Annotated in this window: 24 protein-coding genes; 11 read left to right on the forward strand and 13 right to left on the reverse strand. The window is 70.4% G+C overall.

What is annotated here, in order from left to right:
* The first annotated feature begins 106 nt into the window (after positions 1-106).
* On the forward strand, positions 107-1,795 hold the full coding sequence (locus tag H4N64_RS19815; RefSeq protein WP_186283710.1) for a sodium:solute symporter family protein: 1,689 nt from the start codon (positions 107-109) through the stop codon (positions 1,793-1,795).
* 32 nt (positions 1,796-1,827) lie between these two features.
* A complete protein-coding gene (locus tag H4N64_RS19820) occupies positions 1,828-2,157 on the forward strand; it encodes a hypothetical protein (RefSeq protein WP_186283711.1) in 330 nt (109 codons plus the stop codon).
* 49 nt (positions 2,158-2,206) lie between these two features.
* On the opposite strand, the gene H4N64_RS19825 is transcribed toward H4N64_RS19820, so the two are convergent.
* The 10 genes from H4N64_RS19825 to rsmI all read right to left on the reverse strand — a co-directional run bounded on the left by H4N64_RS19825 (position 2,207) and on the right by rsmI (position 14,514).
* A complete protein-coding gene (locus tag H4N64_RS19825) occupies positions 2,207-2,902 on the reverse strand; it encodes a helix-turn-helix transcriptional regulator (protein ID WP_186283712.1) in 696 nt (231 codons plus the stop codon).
* Between the two features lie 220 nt (positions 2,903-3,122).
* Positions 3,123-4,937, reverse strand: coding sequence for an outer membrane protein assembly factor BamB family protein (locus H4N64_RS19830; protein WP_186283713.1), 1,815 nt, complete (start codon positions 4,935-4,937; stop codon positions 3,123-3,125).
* A gap of 51 nt (positions 4,938-4,988) precedes the next feature.
* Positions 4,989-6,722, reverse strand: coding sequence for an outer membrane protein assembly factor BamB family protein (locus H4N64_RS19835; RefSeq protein ID WP_186283714.1), 1,734 nt, complete (start codon positions 6,720-6,722; stop codon positions 4,989-4,991).
* 202 nt (positions 6,723-6,924) lie between these two features.
* Positions 6,925-8,727: an ABC-F family ATP-binding cassette domain-containing protein gene (locus H4N64_RS19840; RefSeq protein ID WP_186283715.1), complete on the reverse strand. Its 1,803-nt coding sequence runs from the start codon at positions 8,725-8,727 to the stop codon at positions 6,925-6,927.
* A 257-nt stretch (positions 8,728-8,984) separates the two neighbouring features.
* A complete protein-coding gene (locus H4N64_RS19845; protein ID WP_186283716.1) occupies positions 8,985-9,887 on the reverse strand; it encodes a 4-(cytidine 5'-diphospho)-2-C-methyl-D-erythritol kinase in 903 nt (300 codons plus the stop codon).
* A complete protein-coding gene (gene rsmA / locus H4N64_RS19850; protein ID WP_186283717.1) occupies positions 9,884-10,759 on the reverse strand; it encodes a 16S rRNA (adenine(1518)-N(6)/adenine(1519)-N(6))-dimethyltransferase RsmA in 876 nt (291 codons plus the stop codon). Before rsmA ends, H4N64_RS19845 begins: the two co-directional genes overlap by 4 nt.
* Positions 10,760-10,810: 51 nt before the next feature.
* Positions 10,811-12,073, reverse strand: a complete 1,263-nt coding sequence (locus tag H4N64_RS19855) for a ubiquitin-like domain-containing protein (RefSeq protein WP_336246738.1) — start codon at positions 12,071-12,073, stop codon at positions 10,811-10,813.
* Positions 12,074-12,229: 156 nt separating this feature from the next.
* Positions 12,230-13,108 (reverse strand): TatD family hydrolase, encoded by an 879-nt coding sequence (locus H4N64_RS19860; RefSeq protein ID WP_186283718.1) that lies wholly within the window; start codon positions 13,106-13,108, stop codon positions 12,230-12,232.
* 39 nt (positions 13,109-13,147) lie between these two features.
* The gene (locus H4N64_RS19865) at positions 13,148-13,504 is read right to left on the reverse strand and encodes a hypothetical protein (protein ID WP_186283719.1); all 357 of its coding nucleotides are present in this window, start codon (positions 13,502-13,504) and stop codon (positions 13,148-13,150) included.
* Between the two features lie 158 nt (positions 13,505-13,662).
* Positions 13,663-14,514, reverse strand: coding sequence for a 16S rRNA (cytidine(1402)-2'-O)-methyltransferase (rsmI, locus tag H4N64_RS19870; RefSeq protein WP_186283720.1), 852 nt, complete (start codon positions 14,512-14,514; stop codon positions 13,663-13,665).
* Between the two features lie 62 nt (positions 14,515-14,576).
* Here rsmI and H4N64_RS19875 point away from each other — a divergent pair, with 62 nt between their 5' ends.
* From H4N64_RS19875 to H4N64_RS19885, 3 genes are all read left to right on the forward strand, one after another.
* Positions 14,577-16,328 carry a phospholipid carrier-dependent glycosyltransferase gene (locus tag H4N64_RS19875; protein WP_186283721.1) on the forward strand — a complete coding sequence of 584 codons (1,752 nt, stop codon included), beginning with the start codon at positions 14,577-14,579 and terminating at the stop codon, positions 16,326-16,328.
* Positions 16,329-16,414: 86 nt separating this feature from the next.
* Positions 16,415-18,034, forward strand: a complete 1,620-nt coding sequence (locus H4N64_RS19880) for a penicillin-binding transpeptidase domain-containing protein (RefSeq protein WP_186283722.1) — start codon at positions 16,415-16,417, stop codon at positions 18,032-18,034.
* 85 nt (positions 18,035-18,119) lie between these two features.
* Positions 18,120-19,781, forward strand: coding sequence for a penicillin-binding transpeptidase domain-containing protein (locus tag H4N64_RS19885; protein ID WP_186283723.1), 1,662 nt, complete (start codon positions 18,120-18,122; stop codon positions 19,779-19,781).
* A gap of 18 nt (positions 19,782-19,799) precedes the next feature.
* Here H4N64_RS19885 and H4N64_RS19890 read toward each other — a convergent pair whose 3' ends face one another.
* Positions 19,800-20,159, reverse strand: coding sequence for an SsgA family sporulation/cell division regulator (locus H4N64_RS19890; protein ID WP_186283724.1), 360 nt, complete (start codon positions 20,157-20,159; stop codon positions 19,800-19,802).
* 166 nt (positions 20,160-20,325) lie between these two features.
* Between H4N64_RS19890 and H4N64_RS19895 the strand changes: the two genes are divergently transcribed.
* The 5 genes from H4N64_RS19895 to H4N64_RS19915 all read left to right on the forward strand — a co-directional run bounded on the left by H4N64_RS19895 (position 20,326) and on the right by H4N64_RS19915 (position 23,987).
* Positions 20,326-21,384 carry an energy-coupling factor ABC transporter permease gene (locus tag H4N64_RS19895; protein WP_186283725.1) on the forward strand — a complete coding sequence of 353 codons (1,059 nt, stop codon included), beginning with the start codon at positions 20,326-20,328 and terminating at the stop codon, positions 21,382-21,384.
* Between the two features lies 1 nt (position 21,385).
* A complete protein-coding gene (cbiQ, locus tag H4N64_RS19900) occupies positions 21,386-22,147 on the forward strand; it encodes a cobalt ECF transporter T component CbiQ (RefSeq protein ID WP_186283726.1) in 762 nt (253 codons plus the stop codon).
* Positions 22,123-22,902, forward strand: coding sequence for an energy-coupling factor ABC transporter ATP-binding protein (locus H4N64_RS19905; protein ID WP_186283727.1), 780 nt, complete (start codon positions 22,123-22,125; stop codon positions 22,900-22,902). The genes cbiQ and H4N64_RS19905 overlap by 25 nt, the downstream gene beginning before the upstream one ends.
* A gap of 10 nt (positions 22,903-22,912) precedes the next feature.
* Entirely contained in the window at positions 22,913-23,383 is a 471-nt protein-coding gene (locus tag H4N64_RS19910; RefSeq protein ID WP_186283728.1) for a MarR family transcriptional regulator, read from the forward strand.
* A 157-nt stretch (positions 23,384-23,540) separates the two neighbouring features.
* The gene (locus H4N64_RS19915) at positions 23,541-23,987 is read left to right on the forward strand and encodes an organic hydroperoxide resistance protein (protein ID WP_186283729.1); all 447 of its coding nucleotides are present in this window, start codon (positions 23,541-23,543) and stop codon (positions 23,985-23,987) included.
* 128 nt (positions 23,988-24,115) lie between these two features.
* Here H4N64_RS19915 and H4N64_RS19920 read toward each other — a convergent pair whose 3' ends face one another.
* Complete coding sequence (locus tag H4N64_RS19920) at positions 24,116-24,379, reverse strand: hypothetical protein (RefSeq protein ID WP_186283730.1); 264 nt, start codon at positions 24,377-24,379, stop codon at positions 24,116-24,118.
* Between the two features lie 149 nt (positions 24,380-24,528).
* On the opposite strand from H4N64_RS19920, the gene H4N64_RS19925 reads away from it, so the two are divergent.
* Positions 24,529-25,707: a serine hydrolase gene (locus tag H4N64_RS19925; RefSeq protein ID WP_186283731.1), complete on the forward strand. Its 1,179-nt coding sequence runs from the start codon at positions 24,529-24,531 to the stop codon at positions 25,705-25,707.
* Between the two features lie 34 nt (positions 25,708-25,741).
* Here H4N64_RS19925 and H4N64_RS19930 read toward each other — a convergent pair whose 3' ends face one another.
* Entirely contained in the window at positions 25,742-26,017 is a 276-nt protein-coding gene (locus H4N64_RS19930; RefSeq protein WP_186283732.1) for a DUF1876 domain-containing protein, read from the reverse strand.
* Positions 26,018-26,098: the final 81 nt, after the last annotated feature.

Consider the following 26,098-nt stretch of genomic DNA (forward strand, 5'->3'; position numbering starts at 1 on the left):
CCGGCTCCTTCACTCAAACATAAGTAAACACAAGTAACCATAACTCGACAGCCACGTCAACGCCGGAATCAATCAAAGTTGAACGACAGAAGGGTTCAATGACGGGATGCAAAGCCCCACAAACGACGCATTCCTGGCCGCCGAGCTACGGCTCCCCACGAACTGGCTCGACTACACGATCCTCGGCATCTACTTCGTCGTCGTCCTGGGCATCGGCTTCGCGGCCCGCCGCTCGGTGAGGACGAGCCTCGACTTCTTCCTCTCGGGGCGCTCCCTGCCCGCCTGGATCACCGGCCTCGCGTTCATCTCCGCCAACCTGGCCGCCACCGAGATCCTCGGCATGGCCGCCAACAGCGCGCAGTACGGCGTCTACACCGTGCACTGGTACTGGATCGGGGCCATTCCCGCGATGGTGTTCCTGGGCCTGGTGATGATGCCCTTCTACTACTCGAGCAAGGTCCGCTCGGTCCCCGAGATGCTGCTCCTGCGCTTCGACAAGTGGGCGCATCTGCTGAGTTCGGCGCTGTTCGCCTTCGCCGCCATCCTGATCTCCGGGGTCAACCTGTACGCCCTCGCGATCGTCGTCGAGGCGCTGCTGGGCTGGCCGCAGTGGGTGGCGATCGTGGTGGCAGGTGCCTTCGTGCTCGCCTACATCACCCTCGGCGGTCTCTCCTCCGCGATCTACAACGAGGTGCTCCAGTTCTTCGTGATCCTCGCGGCCCTCATCCCGATCGTCGTGCTCGGCCTGAAGAAGGTCGGCGGCTGGGACGGTCTGACGGACTCGCTCACAAAGACACACGGCGCCGACTTCACCACCGCGTGGGGCGGCACGGGCATCGGCAGTGACAACCCGCTGGGCGCGAACTGGCTGACGATCGTGCTGGGCCTGGGCTTCGTGCTGAGTTTCGGTTACTGGACGACGAACTTCGCCGAGGTCCAGCGAGCGCTGTCGGCGAAGAACCTTTCGGCTGCCCAGCGCACCCCCCTGATCGCCGCGTTCCCGAAGATCTTCATCGTGTTCCTGGTGATGATCCCGGGCCTGGCAGCCGCGGCCCTGGTCCCCGGCTTCGGCACCAGCGAGTCCGGCTACCAGTACAACGACGCCATCCCGTACCTGATGGAACAGCTACTGCCCAACGGGGTGCTGGGCATCGCGGTGACGGGCCTGCTGGCGGCGTTCATGGCGGGCATGGCGGCGAACGTCTCGTCCTTCAACACGGTGTTCACCAACGACATCTGGGCGCGGTACGTGGTCAAGGGCCGCGAGGACGGCTACTACGTCGGCTTCGGCCGCCTGATCACGGTGATCGGTGTCTGCGCGTCGGTGGGCACGGCGTTCCTGGCGTCGAGTTTCTCCAACATCATGAGCTACTTGCAGACGCTGTTCTCCTTCTTCAACGTGCCGATGTTCGTCGTCTTCATCGTCGGCATGTTCTGGAAGCGGGCATCTGTGGTGTCCGGCTTCTGGGGCCTGCTCGCGGGCACGGTCGCCGCGATGGTGAACTACTTCTGGATCTACAACGAGGGGATCATCGACATCCCCTCCGACCAGGGCGCCAACTTCGTCTCGGCGATCGTCGGCTTCGTGGCCGGCGCGGTGGTGATGGTCGCGGTGTCGATGTTCACCAAGCCGAAGCCCATCGAGGAACTCCAGGGCCTGGTCTACGGCACCCGCTCCCCCGGTATGTCCGAGCCCCCCGCGAAGGGCGACGACGCCTGGTACCGCAAGCCGGCCCTGCTGGGCTGGGGAGCGATCATCCTGGCCGCCGCCTGCTACATCCCGTTCTCGTTCTGACGGCATGCTGAGAAAGGGAGTTGGAGAAACCCATGTCCGACCACTCCGAACACCACGGCTACTCCGAAGAGGACGTCCAGCGGGAAGTCACCGAGCTGGAGGCCAAGTCGGCCACCGCGGCCCGCATCTTCGACCTGCGCCGCATCATCGGCGGCCTCTTCGTCATCTACGGCGTGATCGTCACGATCGCCGGCATCAACCCCTCGGACGCCACCCTGGACAAGGCGGAGGGCGTCAACATCAACCTGTGGACCGGCCTGGGGATGCTGCTCCTGGGCATCTTCTTCCTGGTCTGGCTGAAGCTGCGGCCTACGGTGCCGCCGACACCCGCGGCGGAGCCGGAGGACGCACGCGGGGAGTGACGGGAGTACGGGGCCGGGGGCCAGCGGGGGTCCCGGCCCCTCTCGGCTGTCAGAGCTCCGGTGGGCGAGGTTCGTGCGGGACGGGCCCCGCCCGGTCCAGCAGGCCCGTACGGGCTGCCAGGGCCGCCGCCTCAAGCCGCGACCCCACGCCCAGCTTCATCAGGACGCGTTGGACGTGGGTGCGGGCCGTGGATGGGGCTATGCCCATGCCCGCCGCTATCAGGCGGGTGTCCTCGCCGTCGGCGACGCGGACCAGGACCTCCACCTCTCTCGGTGTCAGCATCTGGAGCAGGCGCTGGCCCTCGTCGTCCGGCTGGGCCGCCGGGTTGAGCAGCTCGCTGAAGGCTCCCTGGAGCAGTTGGGGGGCCACCGCCGCCTCACCCGCCCGCGCCTTCATGATCGCCCGCTCCACTCCCTCGATGCGCTCGTCGTGCCGTACATAGCCCGACGCCCCCGCCGCGAACGCCGCCGCGATCCCCCGTGGGCTGGGCACCGGGCCCAGGACCAGCACCGCCACCTGTGGGCGTTCCCGCTTGATCTTCACCACCGGGTCGAACATCCCCGGCTCGGCCGGTGTCGCCGTCCCCAGCAGGCACACCTCCGGCGCCCTGGTGATCACCAGCTCCGCCGCCCCCGCGGCCGGTGCCGCAGCGGCCAGCACCCGGTGCCCTCGCAGTTTCAGCGCCGAGGCCAACGCCTCGGCGAGCAATCGGTGGTCGTCGACCACCATGAGCCGAACTCCCATCGAGCAACCCCCCAGTCCCCCCAATGGATCCCCACACGTCCCCCGGGCGCACCCCCGTGGATGCCCCCGGAAGCTACACGCTTGTTCGACGTTGCGCTCCCCCTACCGGAGAGAACTGCCCCGGATCGCCGAAAATCCTCTTATTCGAGGGTGATGAGCGGTAAGTGCACGGCCCCGCCCCTGAACCGGGACGGGGCCGTGGCCACAGGCGTTCGAGCGGTTATTTCGCGCCGAACCCGATCACCAGGTACTCCTCCTCGCCGGTGCTGCCCAGCTCACTGGCGAAGACATCGGACATGAACAACCGGCCCTGGCTGTACAGGATCTCGGCGTAGTCGGGCAGCATGCTCCGCTCCACGTCCATCACCGACTCCGTGGCCGGGTTCTCCATCAGCTTGGTCTCCTTGAAGGAGCCGCCGTCGATGGAAACGACCTGGCCACCCTTGTCGTACGGCCCGCGCTTGTACGCGATCAGGTTCGGGCCGTCCATGCGCAGCGGAACGAGCTCGTAGTCGTCCCCGGCGTCGGCCCGCTGGCCGGTCTGCTTGCCGGTGGCCAGGTCGAAGGAGACGACCTCGTTGGTGTCGCTGTACTCGCCGGTGCCGTCGTGCTTCTCGGTCGGCAGATAGAGCCGGTCGTTGCCCACGGCGAGCAGGCGGCACTCCTCGACCTTGGAGATGCCGTCGCAGGTGGCGTTGTACTCCTCGCCCGGCGCGGAGATCCGGCTGCGCAGCTTGCCGGTCTTGTTGTCGATGGCGAAGAAGTCCGAGATACCGCTTCCGTCACCAGCGGAGTCACCGACGTCGGCGGCCACGACCAGCGGCTCGGTCGACACCACGCTGGCGTACTCGATGCCCTGGTCCATCTTGTACTCGGAGATCACCTTCCCGGACTTCGGGTCGATGGTCTGGATGTGCAGCTGACGCTCGCCGTACTGACCGCACTTGCGCACCGCCACCAGCTTGGGGCCGCCCGCGTAACCGGCGTCGTAGCAGGTGTCGGTCGGCTTCGGCGCCCACAGCTGGTCGCCGGTGGCGATGTCGAACGCGGCGCCGCCGCTGGTGCTGCCGACGGCCACGGTGCTCGCGCTGACGGTCACGTTGTCGAAGCTGATCGGATCGGTGCCGCTCTCCACGGTCTTCGTCCACAGCTTCTCGCCCGCGTCGAGGTCGATCGCCGCGACCTGGCTGCAACCGTGGGACGGCGTGGCCTTGGTGGGCATCTGCGGCTGGTAGGTGATCGCCACCTTGTTGTCCTCGGTGGCGTGATTGCTGCCCTGGCAGACCGGGCCGGGGAGCTTGATCGTCCAGAGCTCGGTGCCCTTGTCGAGGTCGTAGCCGACGACCTCGGCGACGCCGCTCTTGACGTACACCTTGTCGGTGAGCCAGGAGCCGACCGTCGGGATGGTCCGGTCCTCCTTCACCTCGGGCGCCGGGACCTGGAAGAGGACCTCGGAGTTGGGGTCGGCGGGCACCTTCTCCGTCGCCTTGCCGGACGAGGTGCCGCCGGTGTCGCCGCCCTTGTCGCCGCCACCGCCGGTGCCGCCGCTGGAGCTCGCGGTGTCGTCCTTGCCGCTGTCCTCACCGGAGGACGAGGCGTACCAGACACCGCCACCGATGATCAGGGTGATGGCCACGACCGCGGCCACGATGATGACCAGCTGAGCGTTGAACTTCCGCCCGCCGCCCGGCTGTCCCGGCTGCGGCTGCATCGGCATGCTCGGCTGGCCGGGGTAGCCGTAGCCGGGCTGCTGGCCGTACGGCGGGGTGGGGGGCTGGGGCTGGCCGGGGTATCCGTAACCCTGCGGCTGCTGGGGCGCCTGCGGGTAGCCGTAGGCGGGCGGCTGCTGGGGATAGCCGTAACCCTGCGGGGGCTGCGGAGGCTGCTGCGGGGGCTGGGGGGCGCCGAAGCCGCCCTGCTGGGCGGGCTGTTGCGGCGCGCCGAAGCCGCCCTGCTGCGGCGGCTGGTCCTGGGGCGGGCCGAAACCTCCCCCCGGCGGGGGCTGGTTGGGCGGCGGGGGCGGTGGCTGGGTCATGGTGTGGCTACCTCGGAGGGGGGACGGCTGCGGACGGGACCTGGGAGCGGATCACTTGCCGAAGGCGAGCATCAGCTTCTCCTTCGTCTCGTCGCTGCCGGACAGTCGCGTGGTCGACAGATAGAAGCGGCCGTCGATCCAGTCGTAGGTCCCGGAGTAGAAGCTGTCCTCGATGTCGGCCGTGCCCGCGGGGTTCTGGAGCAGCTTCGTCGGCTGGTGGCTGCTGCCCGTGGTCGGGATGGACACGACCTGGCCGCCCGACTCCCAGGACGGCTTGACATAGGCGATGAGCTTGCCGTCCTCCACCTTCAGCGGCTGCATCGACTCCTCCGCCGGGGACTTCACCCGCCACTTCTCCTTGCCGTTGGCGAGGCTGATCGCGACGATCTCGTTGGCGCCGGTGGTGGCCTCGGTGGGCAGGTACAGCGTCGTGCCGTCGGCGGCCACGCCGTTGCAGCCCTGGAGGTCACGCTGAAGGACGGCCCAGCCGCACTCGGGGGAGAAGCTCTCGTCGACGTCGACCTGCGAGGCGATGGAGCCGCCCGGGCTCAGCGTGGAGATGTTCCACGAGTTCTTGTCCTCGTTGGTGCTGTAGACGACCACGGGGTTCAGGGAGTAGACGCGCGCGACCGTCCAGCCCTTGTCGGGCTTCCAGGTCCACTTGACCTTGCCGGTCTTCGGGTCGAGCTCCTGGACCTCGTCGTGCTCGTTGTTGCCGCCCGCGCCGCAGGACGAGACGGCGATCAGCTTCTCGCCGCCGGCGAAGGCGGCCGGGAAGCAGGCGTCGCCGTACTTCTTCTTGTCCCACATCTTGTCGCCGGTGGTGACGTCGTACGCCGTGCCGGACTGCGAGCGGCCCACCATCAGCGTGTTGCCGGTGATGGACAGCTCGATCTGGAGCGTGCTGTCGAAGAGTTCGCCGTCGGCGACCTCGCCCTTCCAGCCCTTCTCGCCGGTGTTCAGGTCGAGTTCCTGGAGCTGGTTGCACTCGGCGCGGTCGCTGCTGCCGCTCATGTACGCGATGACGACCTTGTCGTCGGCCGTCTTCTGGGGGGTGACCGAGCAGATCTTCTGCGGGAAGGTGATCGGGTCCCAGGCCGGGGCGCCGTCACCGATGCCGTAGGCGAAGACCTGCTTGTACGCCGCCTTCACCGCCGTCTTGTCGGTGATCCACATGCCGGGGGCGTCGGCGCCGGAACCGGGCGCGTCGGGCGCCTCCTTGTACCAGAGCACCTTCGCCTCACCGGCCTTGCGGCCCTCGTTGAGGTTCTCCGGATCCTCGCCGCCGTCGCCGCCGCCGTCGCCGGGGTTGACCGGGTCGTCGGAGGCCTTGGGGTCGTCGCTCTTCTGCGCGACCGGCTTCTTCTTTCCGCCGTCGTCACCGCTGGTCACGGCGAACACGGTGCCGCCGATGACGAGCAGCGCCGCGACGGCGGCGCCGATGACGAGCGCGGGCTTGCCCTTGAAGGGGTTGCGGGAGCCGGGCGGGGTGGGCGCGCCCGGGTACTGGGGCTGCTGCGGGTAGCCGTAGCCGGGCTGCTGGCCGTAGGGGCCGGGCTGCTGGGGCTGGCCGTAGGGACCCGGCTGACCGTACGGGCCCGGCTGCTGGGGTGCCTGCGGGTAGCCGTAACCGGGCTGGGGCGCGGCGGACGGCGGGCCCTGCGGAGGCGGTTGCGTCTGAGGTGGGCCCTGGGGTGGCGGCGGTGCGCCGAATCCGCCCTGCGGCGGCGGGTCCTGCGGCGCGCCGAAACCGCCGTGCGGCGGCTGGTTGGGCGGCTGGCTCATCAGCGGTTCCCCCTTGTGACCGATGTGGCGCCGCGCTCTGTGGCGCTGCGTTTCCGCCACACCCGTTGTTCTCAGACGGTTCTCAGACGGCTCTTTCTATCACTCGGCACCGACAACCCACCGGGCCGGTCAACCCCTGTTCCCAAGGGACGACCGGCCCGTGATACCGCTGTTACGCGCCTTCACGCGCCCTTCACGCCGCTTAGGCGTCCTCCGCCAATTCGAGCCAGCGCAGCTCCAGTTCCTCGCGCTGTCCGGCCAAGTCCCGCAGCTCGGCGTCGAGTTCCGCCACCTTCGCGAAGTCCGTGGCGTTCTCGGCGATTTGGGCGTGCAGCTTGGTCTCCTTCTCGGAGACCTTGTCGAGCTGTCGCTCGATCTTCTGCAACTCCTTCTTGGCGACGCGCTGGTCGGCGGCGCTCTTCTCGGGGACGGCCTTCTCGACGACCGGGGCCGCGGCGGCGGCCGCCTCCTCCATACGGTGGCGGCGCTCGATGTACTCGTCGATGCCGCGCGGCAGCATCCGCAAGGTGGCGTCGCCGAGCAGGGCGAAGACGCGGTCGGTGGTGCGCTCGACGAAGAACCGGTCGTGCGAGATGACGATCATCGAGCCGGGCCAGCCGTCGAGGACGTCCTCCAGCTGGGTCAGGGTCTCGATGTCGAGGTCGTTGGTGGGCTCGTCGAGGAAGAGGACGTTCGGCTCGTCCATGAGCAGCCGCAGCAACTGGAGCCGACGCCGCTCACCGCCGGACAGGTCGCCGACCGGCGTCCACTGCTTCTCCTTGTTGAAGCCGAACGTCTCGCACAGCTGCCCGGCCGTCATCTCGCGCCCCTTGCCGAGATCGACGCGCTCACGCACCCGCTGCACGGCCTCCAGCACCCGTAGGTTCGGGTCGAGTTCGCCGACCTCCTGGGAGAGGTAGGCGAGCTTGACGGTCTTTCCGACGGCGACACGGCCGCCCGCGGGCTGTGTCTCCCCCTCGGTGCGTGCCGCCTCGGCCATCGCGCGCAGCAGCGAGGTCTTGCCGGCGCCGTTGACGCCGACGAGGCCGATGCGGTCACCCGGGCCGAGCTGCCAAGTGACGTGCTTGAGCAGCATCTTGGGACCGGCCTGGACGGTCACGTCCTCCAGGTCGAAGACGGTCTTGCCGAGCCTGGACGAGGCGAACTTCATCAGCTCGCTGCTGTCCCGGGGCGGCGGTACGTCCTTGATGAGCTCGTTGGCGGCCTCCACCCGGAAGCGCGGCTTGGACGTACGCGCGGGTGCGCCGCGGCGCAGCCAGGCGAGCTCCTTGCGGACGAGGTTCTGCCGCTTGGTCTCCTCGGTGGCGGCGATGCGCTCCCGCTCGGCACGCGCGAACACGTAGTCGGAGTAGCCGCCCTCGTACTCGTAGACGTCGCCCTTCTGCACGTCCCACATGCGCGTGCAGACCTGGTCCAGGAACCAGCGGTCGTGGGTCACGCACACGAGCGCGGACCGGCGCTCGCGCAGATGCCGGGCGAGCCAGGAGATGCCCTCGACGTCGAGGTGGTTCGTCGGCTCGTCGAGGACGATCAGGTCCTGTTCGTCGATGAGCAGCTTGGCGAGCGCGATACGGCGGCGCTCGCCACCGGAGAGCGGTCCGATGACGGTGTCCAGACCCTGCGGGAACCCGGGCAGGTCCAGGCCGCCGAAGAGCCCGGTCAGCACGTCCCTGATCTTGGCGTTGCCCGCCCACTCGTGGTCCGCCAGGTCCCGGATGACCTCGTGCCGCACGGTGGCGGCCGGGTCGAGGGAGTCGTGCTGGGTGAGAACGCCGATGCGCAGCCCGCCGGAGTGCGTGACCCGGCCGGTGTCGGCCTCCTCCTGCTTGGCCAGCATCCGGATCAGGGTCGTCTTGCCGTCGCCGTTGCGGCCGACCACCCCGATCCGATCCCCTTCGGAGACGCCGAGCGAGACACCGTCGAGCAGGGCACGGGTGCCGTACACCTTGCTGACGTTCTCGACATTGACCAGATTGACGGCCATTTCTCTCCTGCCCAGGGGGATCGATCGACCCTCCAGGGTAGTCGGCGGGGCCGGAGAGCGGACGCGGGAGCCATGGAGCCTGCGTCACATCCCCGACCGGGCGCGCGGCGCCTGGCACGCCCTCCCCCAGAGGGGACCCCCAGCCGCGTTGCCGAACCACCCACGTGGCTCCTCCCCCATCGAGGGCGCTCCGGCGCCTTGCGATCGCACGCCCCAGACGCCGCGCGCTGATCCGACCAGGGATGTGGAACAGGCTCTTACGCGGACACCACGGTGGCGCCCGGCGCGGGCGCCGTCGCCAGCCGCACCGCCCGGCAGGTGCCGGACGACCGCAGAGTTTCGGCCACCTTCAGCGCCGACTCCGGGTCCCGCGCCAGGAACGCCGTCGTCGGGCCCGAACCGGAGACCAGTCCGGCGAGCGCCCCGGCGGAGCGGCCCGCGGCGAGGGTGTCGGCGAGCTCGGGGAACAGGGAGAGCGCGGCGGGCTGAAGGTCGTTGGAGACGGCCGCGGCGAGCGCGTCGGGGTCGCCCTCGGCGAGCGCGCCGAGGAGTTCCTCGGAGGCGATGGGCTCGGGGATGTCCAGGCCCTGCGCCAGCCGGTCGAACTCACGGAACACGGCCGGCGTCGACAGCCCGCGCGCGGCCATCGCGAACACCCAGTGGAAGGTCCCGCCGGTCTCCAGCGCACGCAGCTTCTCGCCCCGCCCGGTGCCGAGCGCGGCCCCGCCCACCAGGCTGAACGGCACGTCGCTGCCCAGTTCGGCGCAGATGTCGAGGAGTTCGTCCCGGGAGGCGTTCGTGCCCCACAGCGCGTCGCAGGCGAGCAGGGCGCCCGCGCCGTCCGCGCTGCCGCCCGCCATGCCGCCGGCGACGGGGATGTCCTTGGTGATGTGCAGATGCACGTCGGGGCTGATGCCGTGGCGCGCGGCGAGCGCCTCGGCCGCGCGGACGGCGAGGTTCGTACGGTCCAGGGGGACCTGATCGGCATCGGGGCCTTCGCAGGTGACGCGCGGGCCGCCCGGCGACGGGGCGACGGTGACCTCGTCGTACAGGCCGACCGCGAGGAAGACGTTGGCCAGGTCGTGAAAGCCGTCGGGGCGGGCGGCGCCCACCGCGAGCTGGACGTTGACCTTGGCGGGGACGCGTACGGTGACGCTCACTGGTGACCGGACTCCTTGTTCTCCGCGATCCGCGCGAACTCCTCGACCGTCAGGGCCTCCCCGCGCGCCTGCGGCGAGACACCCGCCGCGACGAGCGCCGCCTCGGCGGCCGGCGCGGACCCGGCCCACCCGGCGAGCGCCGCCCTGAGCGTCTTGCGCCGCTGCGCGAACGCGGCGTCGACGACGGCGAACACCTCCTTCTTGGAGGCGGTCGTCTTGATCGGCTCGGACCGGCGGACCAGCGACACAAGCCCGCTGTCGACGTTCGGAGCCGGCCAGAAGACATTGCGGCCGATGGCTCCGGCCCGCTTGACCTCGGCGTACCAGTTCGCCTTCACGGACGGCACGCCGTACACCTTCGAGCCGGGCGCCGCGGCGAGCCGGTCGGCGACCTCCGCCTGCACCATGACGAGCGTGCGCTCGATGCTCGGGAAGGTGTCGAGCATGTGCAGCAGCACAGGTACGGCGACGTTGTACGGCAGGTTCGCCACCAGCGCGGTGGGGGCGGGGCCGGGCAGCTCGGTGACGTGCATCGCGTCGGAGTGGACCAGCGCGAACCGGTCGGCGCGCTCCGGCATCCGGGCGGCGACGGTGGCGGGCAGCGCGCCCGCGAGGACGTCGTCGATCTCCACGGCGGTGACCCGGTCGGCCACCTCCAGCAGCGCGAGCGTGAGCGAACCGAGCCCCGGCCCGACCTCCACGACCACGTCGTCGGGCCGTACGTCCGCGGTACGGACGATACGGCGCACGGTGTTCGCGTCGATCACGAAGTTCTGACCACGCTGCTTGGTGGGCCGCACGCCGAGCACATCCGCGAGTTCACGGATGTCGGCGGGACCCAGAAGGGCGTCGGGGGTGGGGCTGCTGCTCACGGGACAAGGGTACGGGCCGGAAAGAAGGCAGCCGTTCCTGCCGGCCCACGCTCATCCGTACAACCGCGCCCCACAGTGCGGCCAGGGCCCGGCCCCCCGCTGCACGTACAGCTTCTTCGCGCGGAACGTCTGTTCCGACGCCGGTGCGTCCTGGGGCCGCCCGCTCCCGCCGAGGCTCTGCCAGGTCCGCATGTCGAACTGGTACAGACCCCCATAAGTCCCCGAAGGGTCCACCGCGTCGGGCCGACCGCCCGATTCGCACTCCGCGAGCCCCTGCCAGTTCAGATGGTCCACCCCCCGCACGGACGTCGGCATGGGCTTCGTCCCCACCTTCACCACCTGCGTCCTGGGTTCTCGCACCACCTCGCTCTTGATGAGCCGCGGCTTCTGCTTGACGCCGTTGACCATGCGCAGGGAGTACGTGACCCGCAGCAGCCCCGGCTGCCCGGCGCGCTCGACAACCTCGGTGCCCCGGAACAGCGACGGATCCCCGGTCCGCTCCGCACCGAAGGGGATCTCCTCCTCGCGGACCTCCTTCGTGCCGGTGATCCGCAGCACGGTGACCGTCTGCCCGTCGCGCGGGAAGCTTCCGAGCGGCACGGAGGTGGCGTCCTGTCCGCGCAGTGTGATCCCGGCGTCCTCGACGACTTCCCGTACGGTCGCCGCGTTGGTGCGCACGGTACGGGCCCGGCCGTCCGCCATGATCGTCACCGAGCGCTCGGTACGTACGTCCAACGCGAGCCCCGCGCGCCCGATGCGCGTGGAGCGCGCGACGGACAGATACGCCCCCTGCGCGCGCACCCCCCACTGTTCGAGCGCCTCCTCGACCGTGCGCGCCGTCGTCCACGCCTCGTGCCGCTCGCCGTCGACCGTGAGCCGCACGGGGCGCCCGTACCGCACTTCGACCTCGTCCCCGCTGCTGAGCTCCGTACCGGTGGCGGGCGCGACCACGTCATGCGCCCCCACCTCCACGCCCTCCTGTGCGAGCAGTTCGGTCACGTCGTCGGCGAAGGTGTGCAGCGTGCGCGGCCGGCCGTCGACATTCAGCTCGATCGCCTTGTCCTTGGCGACGAAGGCGGTGGTACCGCCCGCGAGGAACGCGACCACCAGCGCCTGCGGCAGCAGACGGCGCATGGAACCGTCCGCACGCCCGGCGCACCGCGCCTTGCGTCGGCGTGCGCCCCGCCGCCCCACTCTGGCGTGCACAACGGGCGCGAGCGCCTCCTCGGCGTACGCCGGCCGATACGTGTCCACGTATCCGCCGTACACCTCACGCGCCGCCTCGTACGTCCCGTACTGCGAGTTGCTGCTCACGTCGCCACGCTCCAGAGGGCCAGAGGGGTCCGACCGGGCCCCCAGAACGTAGCGGAGCGAGCGTCACTCTCCAAAGCGACGCGACTACGCACCGTCGCGACACTGCCCGGACATGGCCCGCCCGAGCGTTATCGACAGGTTACGAAGAATCCACCCTCAGTAACCGAAGGCGCGTGCCGTGTTCGCGCCGAGGGCCGTCGCCAGCGCGTCCTCATCGATCCCGCGCACCGCGGCCATCGCGCGCACCGTGACCGGAACGAGATACGGGGCGTTGGGCCGTCCGCGGTGGGGCGCCGGCGTCAGGAAGGGCGCGTCGGTCTCCACCAGCAGCAGCTCCAGCGGGGCCACGGCCACCGCGTCCCGCAGGTTCTGGGCGTTCTTGAAGGTGACGTTGCCGGCGAAGGACATGAAGTATCCGGCCGCGGCGCAGATCTCCGCCATCTCGGCGTCGCCGGAGTAGCAGTGGAAGACGGTCCGCTCCGGCGCACCCTCCTCCTTGAGCACCCGCAGCACATCGGCGTGCGCGTCGCGGTCGTGGATGACCAGCGCCTTGCCGTGCCGCTTGGCGATCTCGATATGGGCCCGGAAGGAGCGCTCCTGCGCCTCCTTGCCCTCGTCGCCGGTGCGGAAGTAGTCGAGGCCCGTCTCACCGACGGCCTTCACGTGTGCCAGCGCGGCCAGCCGGTCGATCTCGGCGAGTGCCGCGTCGAGCCCGGCGTCCCCGCCCGGCTCGCGTGCCCCCTGCCGGGACCAGCCGTCGGGGTCGCCGTGGACGATGCGCGGGGCCTCGTTGGGGTGCAGGGCGACGGCGGCATGGACATTCTCGAAGGCCGCCGCCGTGTCCGCCGCCCACTGCGAGCCGCGTATGTCACAGCCGACCTGCACGACCGTCGTCACGCCGACCGACGCGGCCTTCGCGAGCCCCTCCTCCACCGTGCCGGACTGCATGTCGAGGTGGGTGTGGGAGTCGGCGACCGGCACCCGCAGAGGCTCCGGGAGCGGCGGCGCCGCGTTCTTGTCGGTGGAGGAAGGCATGCCCCGATCCTACGAAAGCGGCACGCCCCGCCGTCCGGCTCAGTCGGCCCGGCGCTGGAAGGGATGCAGCAGGTCGGACAGATGCCAGTGGTGCCGGTCCTCGTCCGGCCCGTGCGTCTGCTCCGCGTCCCGCACCGACGAGACCTGCCCCGCGCGCATGATCCGTACGACATGGCCGTCGCAGTTCTGGCAGGTGGGCCGGCTCAGCGGGGACGGGACGACCTGGCCGTCCGCCACATACAGGACGAACTCCTGCCCCTCGGCGTCCGTGTGGTGCTCGATCTCGTACGACTGTTCCCAGCCTTGCCCGCAGCGCATGCAGGCGAAGGAATACGACTCGTGGACGACGGGGGTCGCCGCGGTGCGGAGACGGGTCTGCCCTGCGATCTCACTCATTCCGGCTCCAGTTGGTCCGCTGGTGGGGCGGGTTGCGCCCCTTGCGTCCAGTGGACTCCTCGGTCAGACTGCCTGCACGTCAGCTGTGCAGTGTTGGCCGTGGCTTGGCCGTTCCTTGCCGAAACGGCCGTGGCGCTTTACCCCGGCATGCCGACCGGTCACCGGCTCTTTGCCGCGACCACCGCGTCGAAGACCACCCGCTTGGGCAGCCCCACCTCCGCCGCCACGGCAGCGATGGCCTCCTTGCGCCGTTCGCCCGCCTCCTCGCGCACCCGCACCCGGCGCACCAGCTCCTCGGGCCCGATCTCCTCCGGGCCCTTCTCCGGAGCGCCCTCCACGACCACGGTGATCTCCCCGCGCACGCCCTCGGCCGCCCACGCGGCCAGCTCGCCCAGCGGGCCGCGCTTGACCTCCTCGTACGTCTTGGTCAGCTCCCGGCACACCGCGGCCCGCCGCTCGTCGCCGAAGACGGTGGCCATCGCGGCGAGGGTGTCGTCGAGCCGGTGCGGGGCCTCGAAGTAGACGAGGGTGCGCCGCTCCTCGGCGACCTCCCGCAGCCGCGAGAGCCGCTCGCCCGCCTTGCGCGGCAGGAACCCCTCGAAGCAGAACCGGTCCACGGGCAGCCCCGACAGCGCAAGCGCGGTGAGCACCGCCGAGGGCCCGGGCACGGCCGTGACCTTGACGTCCCGCTCGACGGCCGCCGCGACCAGCCGGTACCCGGGGTCGGACACCGACGGCATCCCGGCGTCCGTGACGAGCAGCACACGCGCGCCGCCGAGCAGTTCGTCGACGAGTTCGGGTGTACGGGCGGATTCGTTGCCCTCGAAGTAGGAGAGGACCCGCCCCTTGGGCGTGACGCCCAGCGCCTGGGTCAGCCGGCGCAGCCGCCTGGTGTCCTCGGCCGCGACGACGTCGGCGCCGGCGAGTTCCTCGGCGAGCCGGGGCGGGGCGTCGGCGATGTCCCCGATGGGAGTGCCGGCGAGGACCAGGGTTCCGGGTGTAACTGTCACGTTTCCATCCTCGCAGGCGCCATGCGCGGGACTCCCACAGAAGGGTTCCCTACGATGGCGCGGTGACCAGTACAGCGTCGTCCATGGACTCCACGGACACCCGGCAGGGCCAGGCGCCGCACGACCAGCGGCCCTCGTGGCAGCAGCGGCTGCGCCGTTTCGGATACACGGCGGGGCCCAGAACCGATGTCCGCGACCGCCTGGTGCCGCCGTACGCGCAGCCCAGCCCGCGTCTGTGGGCGGTGCTCGGACTGCCGCCGACCCTCGCCGACCGGCTGGCGCGCTGGTCGGGCTGGGGCGGGCCGCTGCTGGTCACCCTGCTCGCGGGCGTGCTGCGGTTCTGGAACCTGGGCAGCCCGAAGGCGGTGATATTCGACGAGACGTACTACGCCAAGGACGCCTGGGCGCTCGTTCACCGCGGGTTCGAGGTGAACTGGGACAAGAACGCCAACGATCTGGTCCTGTCCTTGGGCGACAAGGTCCAGATCCCGTCGGACGCGGCGTATGTCGTGCATCCGCCGGTCGGCAAGTACGTCATCGGGCTCGGCGAGCTGGTGTTCGGGTTCGACCCGTTCGGCTGGCGGTTCATGACCGCACTGCTCGGCACGCTCTCCGTGCTGATGCTGTGCCGCATCGGCCGCCGGATCTTCCGCTCGACCTTCCTCGGCTGTCTCGCGGGCGCGCTGATGGCGGTGGACGGACTGCACTTCGTGATGAGCCGCACCGCGCTGCTCGACGGCGTGCTGATGTTCTTCGTGCTGGCCGCGTTCGGCTGTCTCGTCATCGACCGCGACAAGGCGCGCGAGAGGCTGGCGGCCGCGCTGCCGGCGGACGCCGACGGCCGGGTCCGTCCGGACGCGCACACCGCGGAGACCCTGAGCCTGGGCCTGCGTCCCTGGCGCTGGGCGGCGGGCCTGATGCTGGGCCTTGCCATCGGCACCAAGTGGAACGGCCTGTACATCCTGGCCGCGTTCGGCCTGCTCACGGTCCTGTGGGACATCGGCTCCCGCAAGGTGGCGGGCGCCCGCCGTCCGTACGCGGCGGTGTTCAAGCACGACCTTGGCTTCGCGTTCCTGGCCACCGTGCCGGTCGCGATCCTCACGTACATCGTGTCCTGGACCGGCTGGATCCTCTCCCCCACGGACGGCTCCGGCGGCTACTACCGCAACTGGGCGGCCACCGACGGCAAGAACAGCGACTGGTCGTGGCTGTTCCCCGACTGGTGGCGCAGCCTGTGGCACTACGAGTCCCAGGTGTACGAGTTCCATGTGGGCCTGTCCTCGCCGCACACCTACCAGTCCAACCCCTGGAGCTGGATCGTCACCGGCCGCCCGGTCTCGTACTTCTACGAGTCCCCGGCGCCCGGCAAGGACGGCTGCCCGGTCGACGCGGGCGAGAAGTGCGCGCGCGAGGTGCTGGCGATCGGCACCCCGCTGCTGTGGTGGGTGGCCGCCTTCGCGGTGCTGTACGTCCTGTGGCGCTGGTTCTTCCGCCGCGACTGGCGCGCGGGCGCCATCGCCTGCGGTATCGCGGCCGGCTACCTGCCCTGGTTCATTTACCAGGAGCGCACGATCTTCTTCTTCTACGCCGTCGTCTTCCTGCCCTTCCTGTGCCTGGCCGTGGCGATGCTGCTCGGCGCGATCGTCGGACCGCCGAAGTCGAGCGAGACCCGCCGGGTGGCGGGCGCGACGGGCGCGGGCGTGCTGGTGCTGCTGATCGCCTGGAACTTCATCTACTTCTGGCCCCTGTTCACCGGCACCGCGATCCCGATCGACAGCTGGCGGTCGCGGATGTGGCTGGATACCTGGGTCTAGCAACAATCGGGGAACACCGGCCCCGACTGTCACACCCTCCCCTTACAGTGCGAATGACCAACGGGGAAACGGGGAGGGACAGCCCAATGGGCAAGGGGGTGAAGGTCGCCGTCATCGGCGGAGTGTTCGCCGTGATGGTGGGCGGTGCCGGCTACGGCGCCTACAACGTCGTATCGGCGCTGAACGGCGACGGAGGCGGGCCCGCGGCCGTGGAGACCGGGCCGCCGAGCGGGGACGAGGTCGAGGAGACGTCGGGGAAGTTCTTCGCGGCCTGGGAGAAGGGGCAGGCGGCCGAGGCGGCGTCGTACACGGACTTCGCGCAGGCGGCCGAGCCGCTGCTGACCGCGTACGGGCAGGACGCGCACATCACCGACGTGAAGATCACGCCGGAGGCGGCGAACGGCGGTGTCGTGCCCTTCTCGGTGCAGGCGACCGTGTCGTACGACGGGAAGTCGAAACCGCTCGCCTACGACAGCGAGCTCAAGGTCGTGCGGGGGAAGACCTCCGGGAAGGCGCTGGTCGACTGGGATCCGGCGGTGATCCATCCGGAGCTGAAGAAGGACGACACCCTCGTCACCGGCGAGGCGAAGAGCCCGCCCATCGAGGCAGTGGACCGCAACGACCAGGTGCTGACGAAGGCGAAGTACCCCTCCCTCGGCCCGATCCTGGACACCCTGCGCGAGCGCTACGGCGACAAGGCCGGCGGCACGCCCGGCATCGAACTGGTGATCAGGCACGCGGCCGAGGGCGTCGCCGACACCCCGCTGCTCACCCTCTCCGAGGGCAAGGCGGGCAAGCTGCGCACCACGCTGAGCGCGAGCGTGCAGGCGGCGGCCGAGCAGGCGGTGAAGAGCTACGACGAGTCGTCGGTGGTGGCCGTCAAGCCGAGCACGGGCGAGGTGCTGGCGGTGGCGAACCACCGTGAGGACGCGTTCAACGCAGCCTTCCAGGGTCAGGTCGCGCCCGGTTCCACGATGAAGATCATCACGGCCGCGATGCTGATAGACAACGGCGTGACCTCGATGAACGGCCCCGCGCCCTGCCCGGACACCGCCACCTGGCGGAGCCAGACCTTCAAGAACCTCCCGGGGCTTCAGGCCAACATGAGCGCGACGCTCGCCGACACGTTCATGCGCTCCTGCAACACCGGCTTCATCAAGCTCGTGGACGAGGAGCCGCTGACCGACGCCTCACTGACGGCCGAGGCGCAGGAGCGGTTCGGGCTCGGCAAGGACAACTGGAAGACCGGCATCTCCTCCTTCGACGGCAGCGTGCCCCCCTCCGCCGGCCCGGACCGCGCGGCCAACGCCATCGGCCAGGGCCAGGTCCAGATGAGCCCGCTGAACATGGCGTCCGTCACAGCCACCGCGATCACGGGAACCTTCCGGCAGCCGTATCTCGTCCCACCCGATCTGGACGGCCGTCAACTGGCCACCGCCAAGGGTCTGGAGGCGAACACCTCGTACCAGCTCAAGCAGATGATGCGGCTCACCGCGACGCAGGGCACGGCCGCGGGGGTGATGTCCGGCCTCGACGGCGACATCGGCGCGAAGACCGGCTCCGCCGAGGTGGACGGACAGACCGCCAACAGCTGGTTCACCGGTTTCCGCGACGACGTCGCCACGGCGGCGATGAGCGTCTCCGGCGGACGCGGCGGCGAGGCGGCGGGCCCGATCGTGAAGGCGGTACTGGCAGCGGGTGGCTGATGTCACGTGCTGAGGACGGGACTCTAGGGTGGTGCCGTCGTTGGGCTGACGGGAACCCTGGGATCTCGCGGAGGATCGGAAGACAGTGGGCAAGAGAAGGCGCGTCGCCGAGCGACGGAAGACGAGTCCCGGCGTGCTGGTCGGCGGGGCGCTCGCCGTGGTCGTCGTCGGCGCCGGGGTCGGCTACGCGCTGGTCGGCGGCGGGACTGCGGCCGAGGACCGTACGCGGACCGCGTCCGCCGACGAGAAGAGGGTCAAGACGGGCCCGCTGTCCGCCAAGGAGGTCGCCACCGCCTCCCGCGCCTTCCTCACCGCCTGGCAGCAGGGCAAGGTCACCGAGGCCGCCGCGGCCACGGACGACGCTACGGCGGCCGAGAAGCTGCTCACCGGCTACACCGAGGACGCCCGAATCCAGGGCGTCACGCTCACCGCCGGGACCCCCACCGGCGCCGAGGTCCCCTTCTCCGTCAAGGGCACGGTGACGTACGACAAGCTCAGCAAGCCGCTGGCCTACGACAGCGCCCTGACCGTCGTACGGCGGAAGGCGGACGGCGAACCGGTCGTGGCGTGGCAGCCGTCCGTCGTGCATCCCGACCTCAAGGACGGCGACACCCTGGTCACCGGCGAGTCCGGGACCCCGCCGATCAAGGCGCTCGACCGGGACGGCGGCAAGCTGACGACCGCGAAGTACCCCTCGCTGGGCACGGTCCTGGACTCGCTGCGCGAGAAGTACGGCAAGACCGCCGGCGGCGAGGCGGGCATCGAGCTGCGGGTGGTCCGCGGCAAGAAGTCCAAGTCGGCGGACAAGACGGTGCTGGAGCTCAGCAAGGGCACGCCGGGCACCGTGAAGACGACGCTGAACCCCACCCTCCAGGCCGCCGCCGAGGAGCAGGTCGCGAAGAAGGCGCGCTCCTCGGTGGTCGTGCTGCGCCCCTCGACCGGCGAGATCCTGGCCGCCGCGAACGCCTCCAAGGGCTTCAACACCGCCTTCCAGGGCTCCCTCGCGCCCGGCTCCACCATGAAGGTCATCACCTCCTCGCTGCTCATCGAGAAGGATCTGGCCTCGGCGGACAAGGCGCATCCGTGCCCGAAGTACTTCACGTACGGCGGCTGGAAGTTCCAGAACGACGACAAGTTCGAGATCAAGGGCGGCACCTTCAAGGCGAGCTTCGCGCGCTCCTGCAACACCGCCTTCATCAGCCAGGCGCCCGAGCTGGACGACGACAGTCTGACCAAGCAGGCCCAGCAGGTGTTCGGTCTCGGCCTGAACAACTGGTCCGTGGGCGTCTCGACCTTCGACGGCGCCGTCCCGGTGCAGTCGCAGGCGCAGATGGCGGCCGAGCTGATCGGCCAGGGCGGGGTGCGGATGAACCCGCTGAACATGGCGTCGGTGTCCGCGACGGTCAAGTCGGGCGTCTTCCACCAGCCCTATCTGGTCTCTCCCGACGTGGACGGCCGCAAGCTCGCGACGGCCTCGCGCACGATGTCCGCCGGCACGCTGTCCCAACTGCGCGAGCTGATGGCCTATACGGCGGCCTACGGCACGGCGGCCGAGGCGATGTCCGGGGTCGGCGGTGACGTCGGCGCGAAGACCGGCTCGGCGGAGGTCGACGGCCAGAAGAAGCCGAACGGCTGGTTCACCGCGTACCGGGGCGATCTCGCGGCCGCGGGCGTCGTCCAGTCGGGCGGCCATGGCGGCGAGACGGCGGGGCCGATCGTGGCGGCGCTGCTGAAGCTGGGCGGCTGAGACAGCGGGCTTGGGGGCTCAGCGGCGTACGGGCTCGGCGGCCGCCATGTAGGTGCGGCGCAGGAAGCGCAGCAGCGCCTTGGTCTCGAACTGCACGACCGAGACGCCCTGCGCGGAGTGGAACTCCACGACCGCCTGCACCCGGCCGCACGGCCATACGCGGACCTCACCGCTGCCGGCCGGGGCGCGCAGACCCTGTTCCAGCAGGGCTCGGTCGCAGGTCCATTCGTGCGCGCCGGGCAGTCCGAACCGCACCGCGCGGGGGTCGCGGTCGGGGTCGTAGCGCAGGATCACAGGGACGGCGTCACGGTCCTCCTGCACGCGGACGTCGGTGTCCGTGACGATGTGGGCTCGTGCGTACTGCTCGACTACGGACATCGGACGGCCCCTTACGCTCAGCGACCTGTGCGAAATCTGTAAATCCGCTTCCCCTCCAATGTCCCATATTTTCCGTGGAGCGCCCCTGGGACCGGAGAGCCTGCGCCAGTTGTTTCCTGTCACACGCTCTTGCAAGTTATTCGCAACAAGCCACTATCATCGAACGGTGCATGTGCCTGACGGATTCATAGACGCCCCGACCTCGGTCGTGACCGGAGCGGTGGCCGCGGCCGCGGTCGCCGTGAGCCTGCGCGGCGCGCGCCGGGAACTCGACGAACGGACCGCGCCGCTGGCCGGTCTGGTGGCCGCGTTCATCTTCGCGGTGCAGATGCTGAACTTCCCCGTCGCGGCGGGAACCAGCGGCCATCTGCTGGGCGGTGCGCTCGCCGCGATCCTCGTCGGCCCCTTCACGGGTGTGCTGTGCGTGTCCGTGGTCCTGCTGATGCAGGGCATCCTCTTCGCGGACGGCGGTCTGACCGCGCTCGGCGTGAACATCACCAACATGGCGGTGGTCACGACGATCGTCGCGTACGGCTTCTTCCGCGCCCTGGTGAAGCTCCTGCCGCGCACCGGCCGCTCGGTGACCATCGCGTCCTTCGTCGCCGCGCTGGTCTCGGTCCCGGCGGCGGCGCTCTCCTTCACGCTGATGTACGCCGTCGGCGGCACCACCGATGTCTCGATCGGCAAGGTCGCCGGCGCCATGGTCGGGGTGCACATCCTGATCGGCATCGGCGAGGCGGCGATCACGGCGCTGACGGTGGGCGCGGTGATCGCGGTGCGCCCGGATCTCGTGTACGGCGCGCGCGACCTGCGTCAGCGCCTGAAGCTGCGTGTGAACGGCGCTCTGGTCGACGCTCCCGCGCCCGAGGGGGCGCGCACGACGCCCGTCGCGGCGCGCGCCTCCCGCCGCGCGCTGTGGATCACGGGCCTGGTCACCTCGCTCGTCCTCGCCGGCTTCGTCAGCTTCTACGCCTCCGCCGACCCGGACGGCCTGGAGAAGGTCGCCGCCGACAACGGCATCGACAAGAAGGCCGAGGAACACTCCTCCGCCGATTCGCCGCTGGCGGACTACGGCGTGAAGGACGTGGATGACGCCCGCCTGTCCGGGGGGCTGGCGGGCGTCATCGGCGTGGGCGTCACGGTGGTCGCGGGCAGCACGGTGTTCTGGGCGGTGCGCAGACGGCGTACGGCCGATGACGTCTCTCCCGTGAGCACGAGCGTCTGACATGGGCGCCGGACACGCGCACAAGCTCTACCGGCACGGGCACTCCCCCGTGCACGGCCTGCCTCCGCACACCAAGCTCGCCGCGACGTTCGCGTTCGTGGTGGTCGTGGTGTCGACCCCGCGGGAGGCGATGTGGGCCTTCGGTCTGTACGCCGTCCTGCTCGCCGGCGTGGCGTACCTCGCGCGCGTGCCCGCCGGCTTTCTGCTCAAACGGCTGCTGATCGAGGTGCCGTTCGTCGCGTTCGCGGTGCTGATGCCGTTCGTCGCGGAGGGCGAACGCGTCGAGGTGCTCGGCATGTCGCTGAGCGTCAGCGGCCTGTGGGGCGCGTGGAACGTCCTGGCGAAGGGCACGCTCGGCGTCGCCGCGTCGGTGCTCCTGGCGTCCACGACCGAGCTGCGCGAACTGCTGCTCGGCCTCCAGCGGCTCAACCTCCCGCCCCTGCTGGTCCAGATCGCGTCCTTCATGATCCGCTACGGCGATGTCATCACCGACGAGATGCGGCGCATGCGGATCGCACGCGAGTCGCGCGGGTTCGAGGCACGGGGCGTGCGGCACTGGGGGGTGCTCGCGAAGTCGGCAGGCGCCCTGTTCATCCGCTCCTACGAACGCGGCGAGCGCGTGCACCTGGCCATGGTCAGCCGCGGGTACGCCGGTTCGATGCCGGTCATCGACGAGGTGACCGCCTCCCGGGCGCAGTGGACGTACGCGCTCGCCCTCCCCCTCGCCGCCCTCGTCGTATGTCTGCTGGGATGGACGCTGTGACTGCTTCTCTGGAGGTCTCCGGCCTCGCCTTCGCCTACCCCGACGGCCATCAGGCCCTGTTCGGCGTCGACTTGTCCATCGGGCGCGGCGAACGGGTCGCGCTGCTCGGCCCGAACGGCGCCGGCAAGACCACGCTCGTGCTGCACCTCAACGGCATCCTGACCGGCGGCACCGGCACGGTGAGGGTCGCGGGGCTGCCGGTGGGGCGCGAGCACATGGCCGAGATCCGGCGCAAGGTCGGCATCGTCTTCCAGGACCCCGACGACCAGCTCTTCATGCCGACGGTCCGGGAGGACGTGGCCTTCGGGCCCGCGGCGGCCGGGCTGAAGGGCGCCGAACTGGAGGAGCGCGTGGACCGGGCGCTCGACCGGGTCGGCATGGCCGAGTTCAAGGAACGGCCTCCGCACCATCTGTCGTTCGGGCAGCGCCGGCGGGTGGCCGTGGCGACGGTGCTGGCGATGGAACCGGAGATCCTGGTCCTGGACGAGCCGTCCTCCAACCTCGACCCCGCCTCCCGTCGCGAACTGGCCGACATCCTGCGCTCGTTGGACGTGACCGTGCTGATGGTCACCCACGACCTGCCCTACGCCCTGGAGCTGTGCCCGCGCTCGCTGATCCTCAGCGAGGGCGTGATCGCCGCCGACGGAAAGACGGGTGAGCTGCTCGCGGACGAGGACCTGATGCGGGCGCACCGGCTGGAGCTGCCCTTCGGCTTCGACCCGCGTTCCGTCCCGGCCGCTCCCTGCCGTCCGTGACAATGGGCGCGTGAGTAACGACGAGAACAGTGGCGCCGCCGGGTCCCTGCTGCTCGACGAGCAGCTGTGCTTCGCGCTGTACGCCGCCCAGCGCGCGGTGACGGCCGCGTACCGGCCGCTGCTCGACGAACTCGGTCTCACCTATCCGCAGTATCTGGTCCTGCTGGTGCTGTGGGAGCGGGGCGAGACGACGGTGAAGGAGCTGGCGGGGGCGCTCCGGCTGGACTACGGCACGGTGTCGCCGTTGCTCAAGCGGCTGGAGAGCGCGGGGCTCGTACGCCGGGAGCGTGCGACGGGCGACGAGCGCTCGGTGCTCGTGGCGTGCACGGCGCGCGCGGAGGAACTGCGGGAGCGCGCGGCGCGCGTACCGGGCGCCCTGCTCGCGGCGACGGAGCTCGGTGGGCCGGAGGTCGCGCGGTTGCGCGAGGAGCTGTGGAGGCTCACGGAGAAGGCGCAGGCGGCAGCGGACCGCGCGCGCTGAACTCCGCACACCGGGGCGCACCCACCTGATCCGGCGTTACCCCCGGTTGCCGCCCCCTGCCCGCACCCTCCTCCCTACCGGCCAGTACCTTGTGCACGATGTACTTGTGCACGTGCTTCTTGTACTTGCGCACACGCTTTTCCGGGGGAGGACGACCATGACCGAGGACACCGCTGTCGACACCCGTCCGACGAAGATCATGTACGTCGCGGAGGCCACCGCGCACGGCGGCCGGGACGGCTATGTGACCAGCCAGGACGGCCAGTTGGAGCTGCGGGTCGCGATGCCGCGGCAGCTCGGCGGCGACGGCAACGGCACCAACCCCGAGCAGCTGTTCGCCGCCGGCTATAGCTCCTGCTTCCACAACGCGCTGGTCCTGGTCGGGCGCCGGGCCGGTTTCGACCTGTCCGGCTCCACGGTCGCCGCGAAGGTCGGCATCGGCCCCAACAAGCAGCACGGCTACGGGCTCGCGGTCGCCCTCAGCGTCTCCCTGCCGGTACTGGACGCGGACGTGGCGGCGAAGCTGGTGGACGCCGCCCATGAGGTCTGCCCCTACTCGAACGCGACCCGCGGCAACATCGACGTGACGATCCTGCTCGGCTGAACCAGTTCTCCTCCGAGCACGACTCGAAGGCCGCCAACACGATGACCGCCGCCAACGGCATCAGCTGAACAGCGCGCAGGTGACGGCCGGAGGGGTCCCCGGGACGGCGCGGACCCCTCCCGGCGTGGTCATCCGGGCTGAGCGTGCTTGCCCAGCTCCCTGCCCCAGGCGTCGAGGATCTCCTGTGTGGTCATCGAGTCCACGTCCGCGGGCAGTTCCTTGCCGGACTTGGCCAGGTCCGCCTTCCACATCTCGATGTAGTCGGCCCGTGTCCTCGCCGGTTCCGTCTGCACGGACACGGAGTCGTCCTCGGCGAGAGCGGCGTACGCGGCGGCCCCGGCGCCCGCGCACACGGCGGCCAGCAGTACGCCCGCGATGATGATCTTCTTCACACGGGCACGCTACCGACCCGACCATGGCCGGACGGTCCTCCTCCGCCTTCCCACACACAACCCCCTCCGATTCCACCGAGCCGAGGAATCGCAGGCGACCGCCCGTTGTTACACGCACTGTCGCAGGCAAGCGGAGAGGACGTACGGGCGTGGATGTGAACGGCACGGTCGCCGACGGGTTCGAGCCGGTCAGGGAGGCGTTCGTACGGAACTTCGACGCACTGGGTGAGCGGGGCGCGGCCGTCTCCGTCTACCGGAACGGGCACCCGGTCGTGGACATGTGGGCCGGCACCAAGGACGTCGACGGCACCGACCCCTGGCAGCGCGGCACCGCCCAGGTCGTCCGCTCGGCGACCAAGGGCGTCGCCGCCGTCGTACCGCTGCTGCTGCATCAGCGTGGGCTGCTGGACCTGGACGCGCCGGTGGGTGAGTACTGGCCGGAGTTCAAGGCGCGGGGCAAGGAGCAGGTGCCGGTCCGGCAGGTGCTGAACCACCGGGCCGGGCTGCCGGTGCTCGACCGGCCGCTCACACCCGAGGAGGCGCTCGACCCGGCCAAGGGTCCCGAGGCGGTCGCCGCGCAGGCCCCGGCGTGGGAGCCGGGGAGCGACCACGGGTATCACGCGCTGACGTACGGCTGGATGCTGGATGAGCTGGTGCGCCGGGTGACCGGGCAGGGCGCCGGCGAGTGGATCGCGGCGGAGATCGCCGGACCGCTGGGCGCCGGCCTCTGGCTGGGGCTGCCGGCCGAGGAGGAAGCCGCGGGACGGGCGGGCCGGGTCGGCCGTGTCGAGGGCCCCGAGCCCTCCTCCGGAGCGGTTCTGCGGGCCCGGCCCAAGCGTTCGGTCACCGAGGCCTACGCCGACCCCGACTCCCTCACCCGCCGGGCCTTCGCCGCGATCACTCCCTTCCCGGACCAGAACGACCCGGCGTACCGGGCGACGGCGCTGCCCGCCACCAACGGCATCGCGACGGCCGACGGGCTCGCCCGCGTGTACGCGGCGCTGATCGGCGAGGTCGACGGCGTCCGTCTCTTCGACGAGGACACGGCGCGGCTCGCCCGCGCGGAGGAGTCGGCGGGACCGGACCGGGTCCTGGTCGTGAACACCCGCTTCGGCCTCGGGTTCATGCTGCACGGCAGCGCGTCCCCGTTCCTGTCCCCCGACTCCTTCGGCCACCCCGGCCGCGGCGGCTCGCTCGGCTTCGCCGACCCCGCCTCGGGCATCGCCTTCGGCTATGTCACCAACGGCTTCCGCAAGACGGTGACGGCGGACCCCCGCGCACAGGCACTGGTCCGCGCGGTACGGGAGTCGCTCACGCGGGGCGCGTAACCCTTCACGCGCCCCGGAAACCCCCTTTCACACCTCACACATGAATCGGATGCGAAGTCCGCCCCGAAGCCGCGTCGATCTCACCGTGCGCCTTCGTCAGCAACTGCATCGCGAGTTCGTTCAGCGCACGCGCCCCCGCGATCTCCTCACCGACCCGTGGCTGATTCGCGTCGGTGTGGTGCCGGCTCGCGTGGCCCTGGGCCCGCACCTCGGTGCCGTCGGGCAGACGTACCAGCGCCGCCGCGCGCGTGTGCTGGTCGTCCTCGCTGAACTCCATCTCGACGTGCCATCCCACTGTGGTTCGCATCATGACGATCACCTCCGGAACACTTGCTTCCAGGGTGCTCCTTCAGCCACGTTCCACACCACCTCAGCCGCACGGAATGGGGGG

This window comes from Streptomyces cupreus, assembly GCF_014257025.1.
GTDB classification, from domain to species: Bacteria; Actinomycetota; Actinomycetes; order Streptomycetales; family Streptomycetaceae; genus Streptomyces; species Streptomyces cupreus.

Coding starts and splice junctions, on each gene's coding strand:
- H4N64_RS19820 (WP_186283711.1), top strand. CDS start 1,828: ATGTCCGACCACTCCGAACACCACGGCTACTCCGAAGAGGACGTCCAG.
- H4N64_RS19905 (WP_186283727.1), top strand. CDS start 22,123: ATGTCTGCTGGGATGGACGCTGTGACTGCTTCTCTGGAGGTCTCCGGC.
- H4N64_RS19930 (WP_186283732.1), bottom strand. CDS start 26,017: ATGATGCGAACCACAGTGGGATGGCACGTCGAGATGGAGTTCAGCGAG.
- H4N64_RS19860 (WP_186283718.1), bottom strand. CDS start 13,108: ATGCCTTCCTCCACCGACAAGAACGCGGCGCCGCCGCTCCCGGAGCCT.
- H4N64_RS19880 (WP_186283722.1), top strand. CDS start 16,415: ATGGGCAAGGGGGTGAAGGTCGCCGTCATCGGCGGAGTGTTCGCCGTG.
- H4N64_RS19815 (WP_186283710.1), top strand. CDS start 107: ATGCAAAGCCCCACAAACGACGCATTCCTGGCCGCCGAGCTACGGCTC.
- H4N64_RS19840 (WP_186283715.1), bottom strand. CDS start 8,727: ATGGCCGTCAATCTGGTCAATGTCGAGAACGTCAGCAAGGTGTACGGC.
- H4N64_RS19865 (WP_186283719.1), bottom strand. CDS start 13,504: ATGAGTGAGATCGCAGGGCAGACCCGTCTCCGCACCGCGGCGACCCCC.
- H4N64_RS19830 (WP_186283713.1), bottom strand. CDS start 4,937: ATGACCCAGCCACCGCCCCCGCCGCCCAACCAGCCCCCGCCGGGGGGA.
- H4N64_RS19915 (WP_186283729.1), top strand. CDS start 23,541: ATGACCGAGGACACCGCTGTCGACACCCGTCCGACGAAGATCATGTAC.
- H4N64_RS19890 (WP_186283724.1), bottom strand. CDS start 20,159: ATGTCCGTAGTCGAGCAGTACGCACGAGCCCACATCGTCACGGACACC.
- H4N64_RS19825 (WP_186283712.1), bottom strand. CDS start 2,902: ATGGGAGTTCGGCTCATGGTGGTCGACGACCACCGATTGCTCGCCGAG.
- cbiQ (WP_186283726.1), top strand. CDS start 21,386: ATGGGCGCCGGACACGCGCACAAGCTCTACCGGCACGGGCACTCCCCC.
- H4N64_RS19835 (WP_186283714.1), bottom strand. CDS start 6,722: ATGAGCCAGCCGCCCAACCAGCCGCCGCACGGCGGTTTCGGCGCGCCG.